Annotated in this window: 16 protein-coding genes; 11 read left to right on the top strand and 5 right to left on the bottom strand. The window is 71.7% G+C overall.

Annotation, left to right across the window (positions count from 1 at the left end; genetic code table 11):
- The first annotated feature begins 14 nt into the window (after window positions 1–14).
- The 3 genes from QQM67_RS01720 (at window position 15) to sucD (ending at window position 3,235) form a co-directional block, all read left to right on the top strand.
- On the top strand, window positions 15–533 hold the full coding sequence (locus QQM67_RS01720; protein ID WP_314171698.1) for a hypothetical protein: 519 nt from the start codon (window positions 15–17) through the stop codon (window positions 531–533).
- Window positions 534–1,139: 606 nt separating this feature from the next.
- Window positions 1,140–2,312: an ADP-forming succinate--CoA ligase subunit beta gene (gene sucC / locus QQM67_RS01725; RefSeq protein ID WP_314171699.1), complete on the top strand. Its 1,173-nt coding sequence runs from the start codon at window positions 1,140–1,142 to the stop codon at window positions 2,310–2,312.
- A 38-nt stretch (window positions 2,313–2,350) separates the two neighbouring features.
- The gene (gene sucD, locus QQM67_RS01730) at window positions 2,351–3,235 is read left to right on the top strand and encodes a succinate--CoA ligase subunit alpha (protein WP_314171700.1); all 885 of its coding nucleotides are present in this window, start codon (window positions 2,351–2,353) and stop codon (window positions 3,233–3,235) included.
- 85 nt (window positions 3,236–3,320) lie between these two features.
- Here sucD and QQM67_RS01735 read toward each other — a convergent pair whose 3' ends face one another.
- Complete coding sequence (locus QQM67_RS01735; protein WP_314171702.1) at window positions 3,321–4,295, bottom strand: RNA polymerase sigma factor; 975 nt, start codon at window positions 4,293–4,295, stop codon at window positions 3,321–3,323.
- 116 nt (window positions 4,296–4,411) lie between these two features.
- On the opposite strand from QQM67_RS01735, the gene QQM67_RS01740 reads away from it, so the two are divergent.
- The gene (locus QQM67_RS01740) at window positions 4,412–5,968 is read left to right on the top strand and encodes a cell division protein PerM (protein WP_314171704.1); all 1,557 of its coding nucleotides are present in this window, start codon (window positions 4,412–4,414) and stop codon (window positions 5,966–5,968) included.
- Between the two features lie 70 nt (window positions 5,969–6,038).
- Here QQM67_RS01740 and QQM67_RS01745 read toward each other — a convergent pair whose 3' ends face one another.
- Window positions 6,039–7,001, bottom strand: a complete 963-nt coding sequence (locus QQM67_RS01745; protein WP_314171705.1) for a hypothetical protein — start codon at window positions 6,999–7,001, stop codon at window positions 6,039–6,041.
- A gap of 467 nt (window positions 7,002–7,468) precedes the next feature.
- On the opposite strand from QQM67_RS01745, the gene purN reads away from it, so the two are divergent.
- Window positions 7,469–8,083: a phosphoribosylglycinamide formyltransferase gene (gene purN, locus QQM67_RS01750; protein WP_314172209.1), complete on the top strand. Its 615-nt coding sequence runs from the start codon at window positions 7,469–7,471 to the stop codon at window positions 8,081–8,083.
- A 55-nt stretch (window positions 8,084–8,138) separates the two neighbouring features.
- Window positions 8,139–9,785, top strand: a complete 1,647-nt coding sequence (gene purH, locus QQM67_RS01755; RefSeq protein WP_314172210.1) for a bifunctional phosphoribosylaminoimidazolecarboxamide formyltransferase/IMP cyclohydrolase — start codon at window positions 8,139–8,141, stop codon at window positions 9,783–9,785.
- A 61-nt stretch (window positions 9,786–9,846) separates the two neighbouring features.
- On the opposite strand, the gene QQM67_RS01760 is transcribed toward purH, so the two are convergent.
- The gene (locus tag QQM67_RS01760) at window positions 9,847–10,443 is read right to left on the bottom strand and encodes a hypothetical protein (protein WP_314171706.1); all 597 of its coding nucleotides are present in this window, start codon (window positions 10,441–10,443) and stop codon (window positions 9,847–9,849) included.
- A gap of 179 nt (window positions 10,444–10,622) precedes the next feature.
- Between QQM67_RS01760 and QQM67_RS01765 the strand changes: the two genes are divergently transcribed.
- Complete coding sequence (locus tag QQM67_RS01765) at window positions 10,623–11,129, top strand: hypothetical protein (protein WP_314171708.1); 507 nt, start codon at window positions 10,623–10,625, stop codon at window positions 11,127–11,129.
- A 90-nt stretch (window positions 11,130–11,219) separates the two neighbouring features.
- On the opposite strand, the gene QQM67_RS01770 is transcribed toward QQM67_RS01765, so the two are convergent.
- Both QQM67_RS01770 and QQM67_RS01775 read right to left on the bottom strand, forming a co-directional pair.
- Window positions 11,220–11,789, bottom strand: coding sequence for a hypothetical protein (locus QQM67_RS01770; protein WP_314171710.1), 570 nt, complete (start codon window positions 11,787–11,789; stop codon window positions 11,220–11,222).
- Between the two features lie 164 nt (window positions 11,790–11,953).
- Window positions 11,954–12,745, bottom strand: a complete 792-nt coding sequence (locus QQM67_RS01775) for an RDD family protein (protein WP_314171712.1) — start codon at window positions 12,743–12,745, stop codon at window positions 11,954–11,956.
- 516 nt (window positions 12,746–13,261) lie between these two features.
- On the opposite strand from QQM67_RS01775, the gene QQM67_RS01780 reads away from it, so the two are divergent.
- From QQM67_RS01780 to QQM67_RS01795, 4 genes are all read left to right on the top strand, one after another.
- Window positions 13,262–14,119, top strand: coding sequence for a bifunctional methylenetetrahydrofolate dehydrogenase/methenyltetrahydrofolate cyclohydrolase (locus tag QQM67_RS01780; protein ID WP_314171713.1), 858 nt, complete (start codon window positions 13,262–13,264; stop codon window positions 14,117–14,119).
- A complete protein-coding gene (locus QQM67_RS01785; protein ID WP_399064857.1) occupies window positions 14,116–14,532 on the top strand; it encodes a DUF3017 domain-containing protein in 417 nt (138 codons plus the stop codon). Before QQM67_RS01780 ends, QQM67_RS01785 begins: the two co-directional genes overlap by 4 nt.
- A gap of 233 nt (window positions 14,533–14,765) precedes the next feature.
- Window positions 14,766–16,499 (top strand): DUF2690 domain-containing protein, encoded by a 1,734-nt coding sequence (locus tag QQM67_RS01790; protein WP_314171717.1) that lies wholly within the window; start codon window positions 14,766–14,768, stop codon window positions 16,497–16,499.
- 429 nt (window positions 16,500–16,928) lie between these two features.
- The gene (locus QQM67_RS01795; RefSeq protein ID WP_314171719.1) at window positions 16,929–17,918 is read left to right on the top strand and encodes a malate dehydrogenase; all 990 of its coding nucleotides are present in this window, start codon (window positions 16,929–16,931) and stop codon (window positions 17,916–17,918) included.
- Window positions 17,919–18,016: the final 98 nt, after the last annotated feature.

Raw genomic sequence — 18,016 nt, forward strand, 5'->3', positions numbered from 1 at the left:
CAATCGAGGTAACCATGAACCTGAGCAGGAGTGTTCGCCGCGGATTCTTCGTCGCGGCGGCGGCGTCCGGGCTGCTGGCGCTCGGCGCCGGCAGCGCGTCGGCGAACGAGGCCCCGGGGGATACGGCCGTCGGCAGCAGCGTCGACGACGTCACGAGCATCGCTCACGGCACGGGCGTCACCGAGGTCACGGACGTCACGCACCGCGCACAGCACGGCCTCGAGAAGGCCGGGAGCATCGCGAAGAACACGAGGAAGACGGGGGACGGCGCACGGCGAGACGCAGGGAAGGCGATCAGGCATGTCACGCAGGAGGCCGGTCAGGCCGTGTCCCAGGCGCCGTCGGCTGCCGCGAATAAGGACGTGGGCGCTGTGTCCCGCATCCCGGCTCAGGCAGCCCCATCGTCCACGCCGGGGTTGCCGGAAGATCTCGTGATCGAGGTTCCGGAGGTGATCCCGGGGGTCCCCAGCATCGGCATCATCCCGTCCTCGATCCCCGCCCTCCCGGTCACCCCGACCGTCCCCATCATCTGAAGACGGGTCCGGACCGGATTCCATCCGGTCCACCCGCCCCATCCGGTTCCGATGACGGGACCGGACACGCGGTCGCGGTGAGTCCTCGTCGCCGAGGTGACGAGGACTCACGCGTGACACGAGCCGGGCCGGCACCCGAGCCGGTCCGTAACCCCAGTCCCAGTGAACCCCGGAGACCCTGCCCCTCCTGGACCCCAAGTCCGCCTCCACGACCGTCAGTTCGCAGGTACGACCCGGCTGCCAGGGCCCAAGTGCCCCTCCGCGACGCCCGGTTCGGAGCCAAGGGCGCACCCCTGATCCCGTACGACCGGCGACGGACCGCGGGGTATCCGCTCGCACCCGTCCGCCGGGTCCGCGCAGCACACGCCCGCGGGCGTGCGGATCGGCTGCCCGTACGCGGGGATTCCGTCCGCACAGCATGTACGTGCCGCTGTGACCGTTGTCACCGCACAGGTGTGAGCTGGAATTTAGGCGCCACTCACGTGCAGGGCTAACCTGCAAGGCGGACATGCCGCGCCTCGTCGTGACGCCGCGGCCACGCGGCACGCCCACGATCACGCTGACACGCTGACAACCGCGAACCACTGATTAAGGGGACGTACGCGCGTGGACCTGTTCGAGTACCAGGCGAGGGACATCTTCGCCAAGCATGACGTACCGGTACTGGCCGGCGAAGTCATCGATACGCCCGAGGCGGCGCGCGAGGTGACCGAGCGACTCGGCGGTCGCGCGGTCGTCAAGGCGCAGGTGAAGACCGGTGGCCGGGGCAAGGCGGGCGGTGTGAAGCTCGCCTCCGACCCCGCGGAAGCAGTCGAGAAGGCCAGGGCCATCCTCGGCATGGACATCAAGGGCCACACGGTCCAGAAGGTCATGCTGGCCGAGACCGCGGACATCGCGGAGGAGTACTACGTCTCCTTCCTGCTCGACCGCACCAACCGCACCTTCCTCGCCATGGCCTCCGTCGAGGGCGGTGTCGAGATCGAGGAGGTCGCCGCGACGAAGCCCGAGGCTCTCGCGAAGATCCCCGTCGACGCCATCGAGGGCGTTACCGACACCAAGGCCCGCGAGATCGCCGAGGCCGCGAAGTTCCCCGCCGACCTCGTCGACCAGGTCGCCGAGGTCCTCAAGAAGCTGTGGGACGTCTTCGTACGTGAGGACGCGCTGCTCGTCGAGGTCAACCCCCTCGTGAAGACGGGCGAGGGCAAGGTCATCGCGCTGGACGGCAAGGTCTCGCTCGACGCCAACGCCGAGTTCCGGCAGCCGGACCACGCGGCGCTGGAGGACAAGGCCGCGGCCGACCCGCTGGAGGCCGCCGCCAAGGCGAAGGACCTCAATTACGTCAAGCTCGACGGCCAGGTCGGCATCATCGGCAACGGCGCGGGCCTGGTCATGTCGACCCTCGACGTCGTCGCGTACGCGGGCGAGGCGCACGACAACGTCAAGCCCGCCAACTTCCTGGACATCGGCGGCGGCGCCTCCGCCGAAGTCATGGCGAACGGCCTGGAGATCATCCTCGGCGACCCCGACGTGAAGTCGGTGTTCGTCAACGTCTTCGGCGGGATCACCGCGTGCGACGCGGTCGCCAACGGCATCGTCCAGGCCCTCGAACTGCTCAAGAGCAAGGGCGAGGACGTGACCAAGCCGCTGGTCGTGCGACTGGACGGCAACAACGCCGAGTTGGGCCGCAAGATCCTCACGGACGCGGACCACCCGCTCGTGCAGCAGGTGGACACCATGGACGGTGCGGCCGACCGCGCTGCCGAGCTGGCCGCGAAGTAAGCGGACGAGACCGAGATCTGCGAGGACATCGACACACCATGGCTATCTTCCTCAACAAGGAGAGCAAGGTCATCGTCCAGGGGATGACCGGCTCGGAGGGCCAGAAGCACACCAAGCGGATGCTGGCCTCCGGCACCAACATCGTCGGCGGCGTCAACCCGCGCAAGGCGGGCACGAACGTCGACTTCGACGGCACCGAAGTCCCCGTCTTCGGCGGCGTGAAGGAGGCCATCGAGGCCACCGGCGCCGACACCACCGTCATCTTCGTACCGCCGAAGTTCGCGAAGGACGCGGTCGTCGAGGCCGTCGACGCCGGGATCGGCCTGGCCGTCGTCATCACCGAGGGCATCGCGGTGCACGACACGGCCTACTTCTGGGACTACGCCTCCCAGAAGGGCAACAAGACCCGCATCGTCGGCCCCAACTGCCCGGGTCTGATCACACCGGGCCAGTCCAACGCGGGCATCATCCCGTCCGACATCACCAAGCCGGGCCGCATCGGTCTGGTCTCGAAGTCCGGGACGCTCACGTACCAGATGATGTACGAGCTGCGTGACATCGGCTTCTCGACCTGCGTCGGCATCGGCGGCGACCCCGTCATCGGCACCACGCACATCGACGCGCTCAGGGCGTTCGAGGCGGACCCCGACACCGATCTGATCGTGATGATCGGCGAGATCGGCGGCGACGCCGAGGAGCGTGCCGCGGACTTCATCAAGGAGAGCGTCTCCAAGCCCGTCGTCGGCTACGTCGCTGGCTTCACCGCTCCCGAGGGCAAGACCATGGGGCACGCGGGCGCGATCGTCTCCGGCTCGTCGGGCACGGCGCAGGCGAAGAAGGAGGCCCTTGAGGCCGCGGGTGTGAAGGTCGGCAAGACGCCGTCCGAGACTGCGCGACTGGCACGCGAACTGCTGGTCGGCTGAGTGCCGCACCCGCCGCTACCTCCGCGGTAGCCGCGGAACCAGCAGAATCAGCGGAATCCGCGCACTCACGCACACTCACGCGCGTTCACGCTCGTACGGCGAACGGGCCCGCTCCCCGGCGGCATTCACGGGGAGCGGGCCCGTCGCTCTTCCCGCACACGCTCCCGTCCGCCGCGACGCCGTTCGCCGCTCCGCCGCCCGCCGCCGGGAACGGCACCGCATGGGGCGCGCCCGCTCCGACCGTCGGCCGCAGCCGGCCCGGCTGACGCTCGGGAGCCGCCGTCGCGGACGGCACCCCCTTCGGCACCGGCAGCGTCGGCACGTTCCGTACGCCGTCGGACGCGACGAGCGCGATCGCCGCCGCTGCCACGGCCGCCGTGAGCCCGAGCGACGCGGCCGTCGCGCACCAGCCACGGGCCTCGCTGCCCCTGCGTACGCGCCCGGCCGTGGGCAGCCGTGCGGGCTGCGGCGCCGCCAACTGCCGTACGAGCAGGGCCGTTACGCGCGGCAGCTCCTCCGGAGTCGCCTCGCGCAGTCCGGGAACGCCGTCGGCCAGGGCGGCGCGTGCGTGGCGCAGCCGCCCCTCGGTCGCCGCCGTGCCGGCCTCCGACTCGGCCGCCGTGTCGCCGAGGCTCAGCCCGAGCCCGTCGTGGAGCAGCAGCGCGGCACGGTACGGGCGGGGCAGCCGCAGCACCGCGTCGAGCAGCGCGCGGTCGCCCGGCGGCACATGACGCATCGCCCTTGTGCGGCGCAGGAGATGGACGGGACGGAGGTGGCGCCACGGAGCGAGCGCGTGCCGGTACGCGGCCGCCCGCACCCAGCCCGCGGGGTCGGGATCGACGGCGACGAGCGGCCAGCGGCGCCAGGCGAGCCGGAACGCGTGGGCGACGGAGCGGCGTGCGAGCGCCCGGCCGCCGCAGAGCAGGAACGTCTGACGGATCAGGGCGGGCGCGTGCCGCTCGTGGAGCAGGTCGAAGGCGCCGGCCGCGCCCGCGGCGTGGGACGGGGACTCGGCATCCTCGGCGTCGGCTGGGGCCCGGTCGTGCTGCCGTCCGCTCATGTCCACTGCCGTCCGAGTTCGCTTTGTCTGACAAGGTGCATGCGGACATATTGGGCGACACATCGACAACAAGCGCGTTACCCGTACAGAACGTGTGTTGTTGACAGCATGTCGCCGTGAGCCAAGTGACGCACCGCAGCCCGACGTTGTCCCCGTACGCCAGGAGCTCGTCGGGGCCGCTGCCGTCGAGGGCGGGCTGGTTCTTCGAAGGGGTGCTCGCCGCGGGGCTGGGGCTCGGAGCGCTCACGGTCCTCGTACTGCTCCTGTGGATCATCTCGCCGTACCCGGAGAGCGGCGCGGGCGGTGCCTTGCACATCGCCGCCGATCTGTGGCTGCTCGGGCACGGCAGCAGTCTCGTACGCACCGGGACGCTCTCCGGTGTCCCCGCGCCGATCGCGCTGACGCCCCTGCTGCTGGTGATCCCGCCCGCGTGGCTGCTGTACCGGGCGTGTGCGCACGCGCTCTCCGAGGGGGACGGGACGGGCGGCGCCGACGGGGCGAAGAACCACGGGGACGAGGGGAGCGGGGGCGATTCCGGGGGGCCGCCGGGTGCGCTGACCCCGCTCGGCTGCGTCGTGGGCGGCTATCTGGCGACCGGCGCCGTCACCGTGCTCTTCGCCTCCGCCGGGCCCGTACACGCCGACGTGCTCAGCGCGCTGGTGCGGCTGCCGCTGTTCGTCGTGTGCGTCGCGGGGGCCGCGATGCTGCCCGGCTGGGGACGTACGACGACGTCCGGCGCGCCCAACGGAGGGGAAACGCCCGCGCGTTCGGCACCAGACGAGGCGACCGGGACCGGTGAAGGCACGGGATCGCCCGGGGCCGCGACCGCGACGTCGCGGAAGCGGCGCCTCAACTCGCCCGCCCTGCATCAGGCGCGGACCCTCGCCCGGCGGCTGAGCCCGCTGCACACGGCCCTGACGGCGATCGCCGTGCTGTGCGGCGGCGGCCTCGTCATCACGCTCGGCGCGGTGCTGTGGCACGTGGACGACGTGCAGTCCGCGTTCCCACGCCTCGCCGGAGGCTCGTGGACGGGGCAGTTCGCGGTGCTGCTCCTCGTCGTGGCCCTGCTGCCGAACGCGGCGGTGTGGGCGGCGGCGTACGGACTGGGACCCGGCTTCGCGCTGGGCGCGGGCGCCGCGGTGGGCCCGCTGACGCAGGGCGGCGGTACGCGGCTTCCGCCGTTCCCGCTGCTGGAGGCGCTGCCTTCGGCGGACGGCGGCTACGGGCTGCTCTCCGGCGTCGCGGCGGCCGCCGTACCGCTCGCGGCGGGAGTGCTGATCGGCTGGTACGTGGCGCGCGCCGCGGTGCCGGAGCGGGGCCGGAGCGCGAGCGAGGGGGCGGTGGGCCGGCAGGGCACGGTCTGCGTCGTCGTCCTCGTGGCGTGCGAGTGCGGGGCGGGCGTCGCGGCGCTCGCGTCGCTCTCGGGCGGCGCCCTCGGCAACGAGGCCATGGCGTATCTCGGGCCGAGCTGGTGGCTCACCGGCGTGGCGGCGTTCGCGTGGGCCGTGCTGATCGGGACGCCCGTCGCCCTCGCGGTCCGGGCGTGGCGGCTCCGCGAGGAGGACGGGCCGGACGACGACTGGCACGCGACGGCCGCGCGGCAGGCCCGCTGGACGGAGCTGAAGACGGCGTCGGGCGGCCTGATGCCGGACTTCGAACCGCGGCGCGACTGACGTCCCGGATGTGCAGGGCCCGTGTGGCCACAGCCGTGGCACGCGGCAGGGCCCGGCGGAATCGCCCGGCTCAGCGCATCTGGAGACCCGCCGCCGACGACGACCGGTTCTCCAGAAGGGGCCGCAGCTCGCTCGGGAGCAGGTCCTTGCAGTCCTCGCGGGAGGACTGCGTCAGCGCGTCCTCCGTGCACGTGAAGTACTCGCTGTAGACCTGCTGGAACGTGAAGGTCGCCGCCACGACCGCGAGCGCGAGCGCCGCCGTGATCAGGCCGCTGACCGCCGCCGTCGTACGCGACTTGGCGGCCTGCGCCGGGCTGACCGCGACCGGGATCTGCGACACCTGCTTCGGCGCCTCGCCCGTCTTCGTACGGTCCGTGCCCGCCACGTCCTCCGCCGTCGCCGCCACCCGGGAGCGGTCGCGCTTGCCCGAAGTCCCGGACTTCGACGAGGACTTGCCGCTGCGGAGCGCGCTGATGCCCCAGTACAGCGACAGCGCGCCGAGGAGCAGCGCGACCTCGGGGAGGCTGAAGAGAGAGAAGAACAGCGCCCAGACGCCGGTGTGCAGGGAGTAGCGCGCGTGCCGCTGCGAGGGGTCCGTCGGGTCCCAGCGCATGCCGCGGGCGAGCCCGCCGCCGGGACCGCCGGCCCCGTTGTCGCCGCCCTCCGGGCCGCCGCCCACGCCCTGGCCGCCGAAGCCTCCGCTCTGCCGGCCCGGCTGCTTCCTGCTCCACTGGCTGCCCCACGCGGAGCGGTCACGGCCGGACTCGGAGCCGGAACCGTGCTCGCCGTCTCCGTTGCCGGAGCCGTCGCCGTTCCCGTCGCCGGAGCCGCCAGGGCCCTCGGAGCCGCTGGGGCTGTCCTGGCCCCCGCCCTGCCCGTGGCCCGTGTCCGTGCCCGGTCCGCCCTGGGCGCCCGCTCCGCGGCGGGGCTGCCAGGGCTGGTCGGGCCGCCCCTCCGGTGGTGCCGCGAAGGGGTTCTCCTCGCGGGGGGCGTCCTCGGATGGGGCCGCACGGCGGCGGCGTCGGTCGGTCATGTGGAGTGTGTCTTCCCCTTGCCCTGTCGTCTTGCCGAGTCGTCGTTGCCGTCGTCGCGCAGTCGTGCCGCACCGCCCTCGCAGGCGCCGTGGGGTGCGCCGTCGTGGGCACTCCGCGGCCGATCCGGGACGGGCCCGTACCTCCTGACGCTACCTGGCACATCGGCCCCCGTCCCGAGGGGGCCGCGTGAGGGGCCGGTATCGTTGCCGACGGTCGGACGCTTCGTAGAGTTCCCCGGAATCCGCCGCTCCATGAGTTCGTACGACCACACAATCCGCTGCTCCCCTTGCCCGGCGCCGCTTCGCGCCGGGGCGACCCCGTGAGAGAGAGCTTCGCCGTGGCTGCGCACCAGAGCCCGAGCCGCACCGGCCCCGACAACGGAAGCGACCCCGGAAGCGATCCCGCGACCCGCGCCGGAGACGGCGCCGGATTCACTTCTCCCTCCCGTACGGGTCCCGCCCGTCTCGTGGTCCTCGTCTCCGGCTCCGGCACCAACCTCCAGGCGCTGCTCGACGCGATCGAGGCCGAGGGCCCCGCCTCGTACGGGGCCCGGATCGTGGCCGTCGGCGCCGACCGCTACGGGATCGAGGGGCTGGAGCGTGCCGAGCGTGCGGGCATCCCCACGTACGTCTGCCGGCTCCGCGACCACGCCTCGCGGGACGAGTGGGACGCGGCGCTGACGGCGGCGACCGCGGCACACGAGCCGGATCTCGTCGTCTCCGCAGGCTTCATGAAGATCGTGGGCAAGGAGTTCCTCGCCCGCTTCGGAGGGCGGGTGGTCAACACCCACCCCGCGCTCCTTCCCAGTTTTCCCGGGACCGACGGCGTGCGCGACGCGCTCGCGTACGGGGCCAAGGTGACCGGGTGCACCGTCCACTTCGTCGACGACGGTGTCGACACGGGACCGATCATCGCGCAGGGCGTGGTGGAGGTCCTGGACGAGGACGACGCCGACGGGGGCGCCGCTCTGCACGAGCGGATCAAAGAAGTCGAGCGACGGCTGCTCGTCGACGTCGTGGGACGTCTATCCCGCGGCGGCTATCGCATCGAAGGACGAAAGGTACGGCTGCACGATGGGTGAAGGTGGCATGAGCCGGAGCCAGGGTCAGGGCACGAACGAGGGCAAGGGCGAGGGCATGAACGAGGCCGGCGGCCAGGGCCCGGACGCGGAGTCGAAGCGGCCGATCCGCAGGGCGCTGGTCAGCGTCTACGACAAGACGGGCCTGGACGAGCTGGCTCAGGGCCTGCACGCGGCGGGCGTCGAGCTCGTATCGACGGGCTCGACCGCGAAGCGGATCGCCGCGGCCGGAGTCCCGGTGACCCCGGTCGAGGAGCTGACGGGCTTCCCCGAGTGCCTCGACGGGCGGGTCAAGACGCTCCACCCGCGTGTGCACGCCGGCATCCTCGCCGACCGCCGTCTCGCCTCGCACCGCGAGCAGCTGGACGAGCTGGGGATCGAGCCCTTCGACCTGGTCGTCGTCAACCTCTATCCGTTCCGGGAGACCGTCGCCTCGGGCGCCACCCCCGACGAGTGCGTCGAGCAGATCGACATCGGCGGCCCCTCGATGGTCCGGGCGGCGGCCAAGAACCACCCCTCGGTCGCGGTCGTCGTCGATCCGGGCCGCTACGGCGACGTACTGAAGGCCGCATCCGGCCAGGGGTTCGCGCTCGCCGAGCGCAAGCGGCTCGCGGGTGAGGCGTTCCAGCACACCGCGGCGTACGACGTGGCCGTGGCCGGGTGGTTCGCCGGAGGGTACGCGCCCGACGCCGGCACGGACGCCGACGCGGACGGCGACGCCGGCACGGAAGGCGGCGCCGGCGCCGACGCCAGGCCCCTCCCCGCCTTCGCCGGTGCGGCGCTCACCCGGAGCAGCGTGCTGCGCTACGGCGAGAACCCGCACCAGCCCGCGGCCCTCTACACCGACGGCAGCGGCACGGGGCTTCCGGGCGCCGAGCAGCTGCACGGCAAGGAGATGTCGTACAACAACTACGTCGACACCGAGGCGGCCCGGCGCGCCGCGTACGAGCACGGGAACCGTCCCTGCGTGGCGGTCGTCAAGCACGCCAACCCCTGCGGAATCGCCGTCGGTTCGGACGTCGCCGAGGCCCATCGCAAGGCCCACGCCTGCGACCCGCTCTCGGCGTTCGGCGGGGTCATCGCCGTCAACCGGCCCGTGTCGCTCGCGATGGCCGAGCAGGTCGCGGAGATCTTCACGGAGGTCGTCGTCGCGCCCGGATACGAGGAGGGCGCGGTCGAGGTGCTCTCCCGCAAGAAGAACATCCGGGTGCTGCGCTGTCCCGAAGAGCCTTCCGCGTCCGTCGAGTTGAGGCCCATCGAGGGCGGAGCGCTCCTCCAGGTCAAGGACCGCCTCCAGGCCGCGGGCGACGACCCCGCCGGCTGGACGCTGGCGACCGGCGAGGCTCTGTCCCCCTCCGAGCTCGACGAACTCGCCTTCGCCTGGCGCTCCTGCCGTGCGGTGAAGTCCAACGCGATCCTGCTCGCCCAGGACGGTGCGACGGTCGGCGTCGGCATGGGTCAGGTCAACCGCGTGGACGCGGCCAGGCTCGCCGTGCAGCGCGCGGGCGAGGAGCGTGCGCGGGGGTCGTATGCGGCCTCCGACGCCTTCTTCCCCTTCCCGGACGGGCTCGAAGTGCTGGCGCACGCGGGCGTCAAGGCCGTGGCGCAGCCGGGCGGTTCGGTGCGCGACGAGGCCGTGGCGGAGGCGGCGAGAGCGGCCGGCGTCACGATGTATCTGACCGGCACGAGGCACTTCTTCCACTGACCGCGTCGTTCACTGGCCGCGTCGTTCACTGGCCGGCCCGCCGCTCCCGGCGGGCCGGCGGTCAGTAGCGCGGCCTGGCGAACCACGCCCCGGACTGCGCCATCAGCACGATGCACGTGATCCCGAGCCCCATCCAGAGGATGCCGAAGGGCAGCGCGAAGAGGCCGAAGAGGGTGAGGAAGGAGGCCCAGACGATGTTTCCGACCCGGATTCCGTTGCCGCCCTTGGAGATCCAGACGCCCAGCATGATGCCGACGACTGCGTGCAGCAGGAAGACGCCGCAGAAGGCGTAGGCGACGCCGATCCCGACCGTGACGTTCGCGACGTCCTCGATGTCGGTCACGCTGTTCGCCGCGATCCCGAGCATCACCATGCCGAATATGGAGACGGCCGCTTGGAGCCCGCCCGCGATGAACATCATGATGCGGGTGGCGTTGACCTTGCCTTCCTGTCCCGCCGGCACCGGCTGCTGGAACGCGCCCTGCGGCTGCTGCGGGTAGCCGTAGCCCGGCTGGGGCGACTGGGGGTAGGCGTATCCGGGCTGGCCGGGCTGGCCGGGCTGGCCCGGCTGCTGGGGATAGCCGTACGGCTGCTGCTGCTGTGCGTACGGATTGCCGCCCGCGTACGGATTGTTGGGAGGCTCTTGCGGATAACTCATCGCGGGTTCCCCTCGTTTCGTTGTGCGTTCGCCGACTGTGCCGGATGTGTTTGTTCTGATTGTCTCGCGCCGCGGCTTTCCTGCCCACGCCGCCCCGTCGTCCCCTCGGTCTCGGCATCCCGTCCCGGCACCGGCCGCGGCCCTGACGTGCCGGGGTCCGTACGACATACTCGGTTGTCATGAAAGACGGATCGACGCCAGAGCAGGGCGGGTTCGGGCCCGCGGAGCCGCCGCCCCCGCAAGGGGGAGGGGCAGCATACGGGTATCCCGGCCCTCAGGGGGGCTACGGATATCCGTCCGGCGCCGCGCCCGCGGGGAACCACGGTCAGGCCGGGGGCTACGCGCAGCCGCTGGTCGTCATCGGGGACATCACGGTGACGGCCGACGGGATCATCACGCCGGCGGGCAACATGCCGCTGAAGGGCGCCACTTGGACCGTCACGGACATGTCCCGCACGGAGGAGAAGATACCGACGCACGCGATCGTGCTCGCGGTCGTCTTCCTCGTCATCTGCTTCCTCGGGCTGCTCTTCCTGCTGATGAAGGAGCGGACCACGGCCGGGCACGTGCAGGTGACCGTGAACAGCGGGGGCAAGTTCCACTCGACGATGATCCCGGTCTACGACCCGATGGCCGTGCACCACATCATGCAGCAGGTCAACTACTGCCGTTCCGTGAGCATCTGAGCCGCGGGCCTCACGAGACGGCGCGAGGGCCGTTCGCCGCGGTCCTCCGCCGCGGCGTGCACGGCCCTCGTCGCCGGGGAGCACGACGTATCAGTAGCGTCCGCGGGTGAACCACTGCGAGCCCTCCTGCTTCGCCAGGAAGACGATGATCAGGATGCCGAGCGCGAGCGGGACCATGCCGACGACGCCGATGAGGGTGAGCAACCCGACCAGGACGAGCAGCACCCCGTAGAGGATGCTCCATATCCGCACGCTGCTGCGGGCGTTCCCGAACTGCGAGGCCAGATAGATCGCCCCCACGTTCACGAGCAGCCAGAACACCGCGAAGCCCATGAGGACGCCGGTGCCGATGCCCGCGAAGCCGCCGGAGAGCTGGTTGAACGCCGCCGCGCGGACGAAGACGCCGATCGCGGCGAGGATTCCCAGGCCCGCGAAGACCAGCATGATGACGCGGACGGTGTTGACCGTGCCCGGCATCGTCTCCGGCGCGTTCGGGTAGTTGAAGCCGGGCTGCTGCGGATAGCCGCCCTGCACCGGCTGCTGGAAGCCGTAACCCGGCTGACCGCCCGGCGGCTGCGGCGGGTAGCCGTACCCCTGCTGGGGCGGCGGATACCGGCGCCCTCCGTAGGGGTTGTTCGGAGGCTGCGGCGGATAACTCATCGCTGCGATCCTTCACATCCGGGGATGGGCCTGTTCGACAGAGCGTACGAAGGGCCGCGCCCGATCGTCTCGCGGCGCGGCCCTTCGTAACGATGACGCAGCGACGGGGAGGCGAAATGCCCCTGTTGCACCGGCTGTACCGGCGCACCGTCGTCCGTGGGCGGCTACTTCTTGATGACCACGGTCCCGGCCGCGCGGTCGTGCCAGCCCTGAAGCTTCCCGGTGTTGTCGAAGAACGGCGAGAGGAAGACGAGGATCGCGCCGATGTAGCAGGCGATGGCACCCGCGACCGGGATGATGTAGCGGATGAAACCGCCCCCGGCGCCCGGCAGTTGACCGTCGGCTTCGCGGATGACGCGCAGGCCCATGGCCATCTTGCCGAACGTCGCGCCCTTGAAGGCGATCATCAGCCACTCGTAGAGCGCCATCAGGACGGCGATGCTCAGGAACATCACCATCGCGATGCCGAAGGCGCCCATGCCCGCCTCCTGCGCGTCCTGGACGCACTGGCTGTACCCGGGGTCCGCGTAGTTCGTGCCGCAGTCGTCGGCGGCGTTGCTGGTGATGCCGATCGCGCTGCCGAGCCCGGCGATCATGACGATCGTGTAGACCGTGCCCAGGATCAGGCCGTCGATGAGGCGCGCCAGGAACCGCTGGCCCATGGTGGCCAGTTGCACGGTGCCGACGTAGTTGATGTTTATGTAGCCGCTGCTGCCCTGGACGGTGCCGGGCGCCTGCGGATATCCGTAACCGGGCTGACCGGGGACGCCGCCGGCCTGCGGCTGCTGTCCGTACTGAGGCTGCTGCGGGTAGCCGTATCCGGGCTGGCCGGGCTGGCCCTGCTGCTGCGGGTAGCCATACGCCTGCTGCTGCTGCGGCGGCTGCTGGGGCTGCTGCGGCGGCGGCTGCGCGTACGGGTTGTTCGGGTCCTGGCCGGGCGGTGGTGGGTAGCTCACGAGTGCCTTCCTCCGGGCGTTCGACAGGGGACGGAATGGGCCGAGGTTCTCGGGGGAACGACAGTTCCGCCCCCGCAGCGGCCGTGAGTGGACTGCGTGAGCTGTGCGGTTTGCACGATGTGCCTCCCCCGATTGTGCGGCGCCGTGCCGTCGGCCCTTGTCGGTGGGCGCGGCGCCGGCGCTTCATGTTGGTAGCCGAATGGCGGTGCTGTCCAGCTAGATCTGGGAATGTGGCGAATCCGAAACTCGGCGCCCAACCGCCGCCGTGCCCGCGGTCGTTCCCGGTGGTCCTTCCCGGTCCGGAGGCCGGGAGCGGGCGGGGAGCCGCCGGAGAGCGAGCCGGGGGCGAGCCGGCGCGCGGTCCGGGGAGGCGTGTGAGAGGGAGCCGTCTCAAGGGGCCGCGCCCGCCACGTGCCGTGGGCACGGCCGACGCCCGCAAACCCTGCCGCGGCCCGCCGCCGTCCTGCGGACCGATACGGATTTCGGCCCGGCGACCGGATCCGCGAGTATGGACACATGACGGCCCAGATTCTCGATGGCAAGGCCACCGCAGCAGCGATCAAGACCGGTCTCAGGGAGCGCGTCGACGCGCTGCGCGCGCGAGGCGTCACGCCAGGCCTCGGCACCCTGCTCGTCGGCGACGACGTCGGCAGCCAGAAGTACGTCGCGGGCAAGCACCGCGACAGCGATCAGATCGGCGTCCGCTCCATCCGGCGCGAACTGCCCGCCACCGCCACGCAGGAAGAGATCGAGGCGGTCGTGCGCGAGCTGAACGAGGATCCGGAGTGCACCGGTTACATCGTCCAGTTGCCGCTCCCCAAGGGCATCGACACCAACCGCGTCCTCGGGCTGATGGACCCGGACAAGGACGCGGACGGGCTGCACCCGACCAGCCTGGGCCGTCTCGTGCTGAACGAGCCCGGCCCGCTGCCCTGCACCCCGCGCGGCATCATCGAGCTGCTCCGGAAGCACGAAGTCGAGCTGAACGGCGCCCATGTGGTCGTCGTCGGCCGCGGCATCACCGTCGGCCGTTCCATCCCGCTGCTGCTGACGCGGCGCGACGTCAACGCCACGGTGACGCAGTGCCACACCGGCACGCGCGATCTGCCCGCGCTCCTGCGGCAGGCCGACGTCATCGTGGCCGCGGCCGGTGTGCCGCACCTGGTCAAGCCCGAGGACGTACGGCCGGGCGCCGCCGTCCTCGACGTGGGCGTGAGCCGCGACGAGAACGGCAAGATCGTCGGAGACGTGCACCCCGGTGTCGCCGAGGTCGCCGCGTGGATTTCCCCGAACCCGGGCGGTGTCGGTCCGATGACCCGCGCGCAGCTCCTCGTCAACGTCGTCGAGGCGGCCGAGCGCGCAGCGGGGGAGTGACCATCGTGCGTGTGGGAGGGACCTCGCGCCGCTTCCCCGCGGTGACAAGGGACACGGCTCGGCCGGAGGGCGGCAACCGTGCGATGGGCGCCGGGCACGCGGCGCCGTACCGGCAGTGGCCGCTGCTCGCGGTCTGCTGCGGGGTGCTGATCGGACTGCTGGTGACCGTCGCCGAGTTCCGCGCCGGGACGCTGATCATCGGCGCCTCGCTGGTCGGCGGTGCCGTGATGCGGTGGGTGATGCCGTCCGTGGGGATGCTGGCCGTCCGGTCCGCCTTCACGGACATGGCGACGTACGGAGCGCTCGGCCTGTCGGTGATTCTGCTCGCGATGATGGCGCAGCCCGATCCCTGGCTGCACCTCCCGGTCCTGGAGAAGATCGTGCACTTCGTGGTCGGACGGAACGGCGGGTAACGGCGGATGAGGGGGAGACGGCGGGGCCGGGCCCGCTCCGGACGCCGCCGTCACCACCCCCGCGCCACCGCGGTGCATATGTCCCGACACGTGGTGTGACGTGTGAAGACGGCCCGCGCTCCTTGCGGAAGTGCGGGCCGCAGCCGTGGGCCCAGTCGCCGGACGGGGTGGCAGACTAGGTGACGATCTGGCGCGGGAATTGTCGATGAACTCGGGGGACTAGGGGGAGGCTCATGCCTCGGTGGAGGCCGCTACCGGAGGAACTGGACCCGCAGATCCGGGAGTTCACCAGCCAGCTGCGGCGGCTGGTCGACCGCAGCGGGCTGAGCGTCGCGACCATCGCGGACCGTACGGGCTACAGCAAGTCGTCCTGGGAGAGGTACCTGGGCGGACGCCTGCTGCCGCCCCGCGGAGCCGCGCACGCGCTCGGCGAGGTCACCGGGATCGACATCCGCCACCTGGAGACGATGTGGGAGCTGGCCGAACGGGCGTGGAGCCGCGACGAGATGCGGCACGACGTGACGATGGAGGCCATCCGCGTCGCCCAAGCGCGCGAGGCGCTGGGGGAGTTCTGGGACGACGAGCCGGCCAAGGGCCGCAAGTGGGGCCGTAACAAGGACAAGGACAAGGACCGGAACAAGAACCGCGACAAGGGCAAGGACCGCGGCAGGGACGAGGAGCCCGGCGTCCAGGAGGCCGCCCCCGGCAAGGAGGAGGAGTGGAAGGAGAAGACGGGCGAGATCCCCGTGGTGAGCGCGGACAGTTGGCACCCCTGGGCCCCTTCCTCCGCCGACTTCTCCGGTCGCTCTGACTTCTCCGCTTCCTCCGGGTCCCCCGGCGACAAGGACATCGCCGACGACTTCCCCGACGTCTTCGCGCCGCCCTCCGCCTCCGCGATCCCCGGCGCCCGCAACAGCGCCGCCGCTTCCGCCGCCCCGCCGGAGACGAACAGGCCGCCCGTGGACGACGAGACGGCCGTGCTGCGGCCCCGTCCCTATCCCGGCCGCGGCGAAGGCTCGGCCGGTGGCCGTGTGCCGCAGCAGCGGGTCGACGTGGCCTCGTGGGGCGCCGCCGGCGAGGGCCGCGGCCCGGGCGCGCACCGCGCAGGCCGCGGGAACGCGGCTGCGGCGTCCGCGGAGCAGCCGTCCGGTCCGGGGTCCGGGCCTCCGGCGTATCCGGGCAACGAGCAGGCGGGCATGGCGAGTCCGGACGGCGCGGGTGCGGTGGGTGCAGCGGGTGCCGCCGGTGCGGCCGGTGACCCCGACTTCCCCGACGGCCCGAACGCTGACGGCCGTTCGTCGCGCGGGCGCCGCGTCGCGGCGCTTCTCGGGGGAGCGCTGAGCGTCTTCGCGGTCCTCGGCGTCGGTGTGCTGGTCTTCGGCCTTCCCGGGCAGACCGGCAACTCCGCCGCGTCGCCCACGCCTTCGGCGACGAGCTCGGCCCGTGACCTTCCCGCCGGCGTGAAGTGCCAGGGCAAGGACTGCTCGGGCAAGGACCCGGAGAAGATGGGCTGCGGCGGGCAGAACGTCAAGAGCAGCCGGTCCGCCTTCGTGGGCCCGAGCATGGTCGAGGTGCGCTACAGCAAGGTCTGCAAGGCCGCGTGGGGCCGCATAACGGGTGCGGCGCAGGGCGACAGCCTGAAGATCAGCGCCGGCGGCCAGGCCGAGAGCGACAAGGTCGACGCGACGAACGACGCGTACACCGAGATGGTCTCCGTGGGCTCCGCGACCGAAGCGCGTGCCTGCGCCACTCTCGTTGCCGGCACGACGGGTTGTACGAAGCTCGACACCGCCGGGCAGGCGGACACGGCCGGCACGGCGAGCACCGGGGATCCGGCAGACACGGGCGACACGGCTGGCACCGGTGACACGTCCGGCGACGACGGCACCGATGGCACCGCAGGCACAGGCAGCACTGCAGGCACGGGCGCGGGCGAGCGGGGCGGCATCGGCGACGCCGTCCGCTGAGCCGTCCGGCGCGCCGGGCCGCCGGGGTGGCCGTGCGGCGTTGAAACGTCAACTCCCCGCCTTTCAGGCTCGGTTGAAGCTGTCCGAATCTCGTTGGTGTTCGGATGAATGCGCATGCATGGCTGGTCGGATCCCGGGAATGCGCCATTGCAGCAACCCCCCACGGGCTGGCCGCACCGGCAGCCGCCCGCGTCATCCCTCCTTGCGCGGGCGGCTGCCGACGCGTACGAGACGTCGGATAGCCTGGCGCGGGGTCTCTTGATGTAGAGAGACATCCCGAGAGACCTCCGCACAGGGCAGGGCGCGTTCCCTCTGGCTTCTTCCCCTGGCTGCTCCTCCTCGCTCCGCGGGAAGGGACCCCCAGGGAGGTGCCCCAGGGGAAGGACCCCGCCTTCGAAACTGCCACCGCCAGGTACTACGGAGACCGCCATGACCCGCACCCCTGTCAATGTCACCGTCACCGGAGCGGCGGGCCAGATCGGCTACGCGCTGCTCTTCCGTATCGCCTCCGGCCAGCTGCTGGGTGCCGATGTGCCCGTCAGGCTGCGGCTGCTGGAGATCACCCCGGCACTGAAGGCGGCCGAGGGCACCGCGATGGAACTCGACGACTCGGCCTTCCCCCTGCTGCACGGCATCGACATCACCGACGACCCGAACGTGGCCTTCGACGGCGCCAACGTGGGCCTCCTCGTGGGCGCCCGTCCGCGTACGAAGGGCATGGAGCGCGGCGATCTGCTGGAGGCCAACGGCGGCATCTTCAAGCCGCAGGGCAAGGCCATCAACGACCACGCGGCGGACGACGTCAAGGTTCTCGTCGTCGGCAACCCCGCGAACACCAATGCCCTCATCGCCCAGGCCGCGGCACCGGACGTGCCCGCCGAGCGCTTCACCGCGATGACGCGCCTCGACCACAACCGCGCGCTCACGCAGCTCGCGAAGAAGACCGGCACCCAGGTCTCCGACATCAAGAAGCTGACGATCTGGGGCAACCACTCGGCCACGCAGTACCCGGACGTCTTCCACGCCGAGGTCGCCGGCAAGAACGCCGCCGAGGCCGTGAACGACGAGAAGTGGCTGGCCGAGGAGTTCATCCCGACCGTGGCCAAGCGCGGAGCCGCCATCATCGAGGCGCGCGGCGCCTCTTCCGCGGCGTCGGCCGCCAACGCCGCCATCGACCACGTCCACACGTGGGTCAACGGCACGCCCGCGGGCGACTGGACGTCCATGGGCATCCCGTCGGACGGCTCCTACGGGGTCCCGGAGGGGCTGATCTCGTCGTTCCCCGTCACCTGCGACGGCGGCTCGTACAAGATCGTCCAGGGTCTGGAGATCAACGACTTCTCGCGTCCGCGCATCGACGCGTCCGTGCAGGAGCTGTCGGACGAGCGCGAGGCGGTCAGCGGTCTCGGCCTGCTCTGAAGCCGCCTCTGAGGCCTGAAGCGCGCGGCGGCACGCCGCACCCCGAACGGGCCCGTGCGGTCCGGGAGTCCGCCTCCCGGGCCGAACGGGCCCGTTCT

Origin of the sequence: Streptomyces winkii (assembly GCF_032248595.1) — a bacterium.
Lineage (GTDB): Bacteria > Actinomycetota > Actinomycetes > Streptomycetales > Streptomycetaceae > Streptomyces > Streptomyces winkii.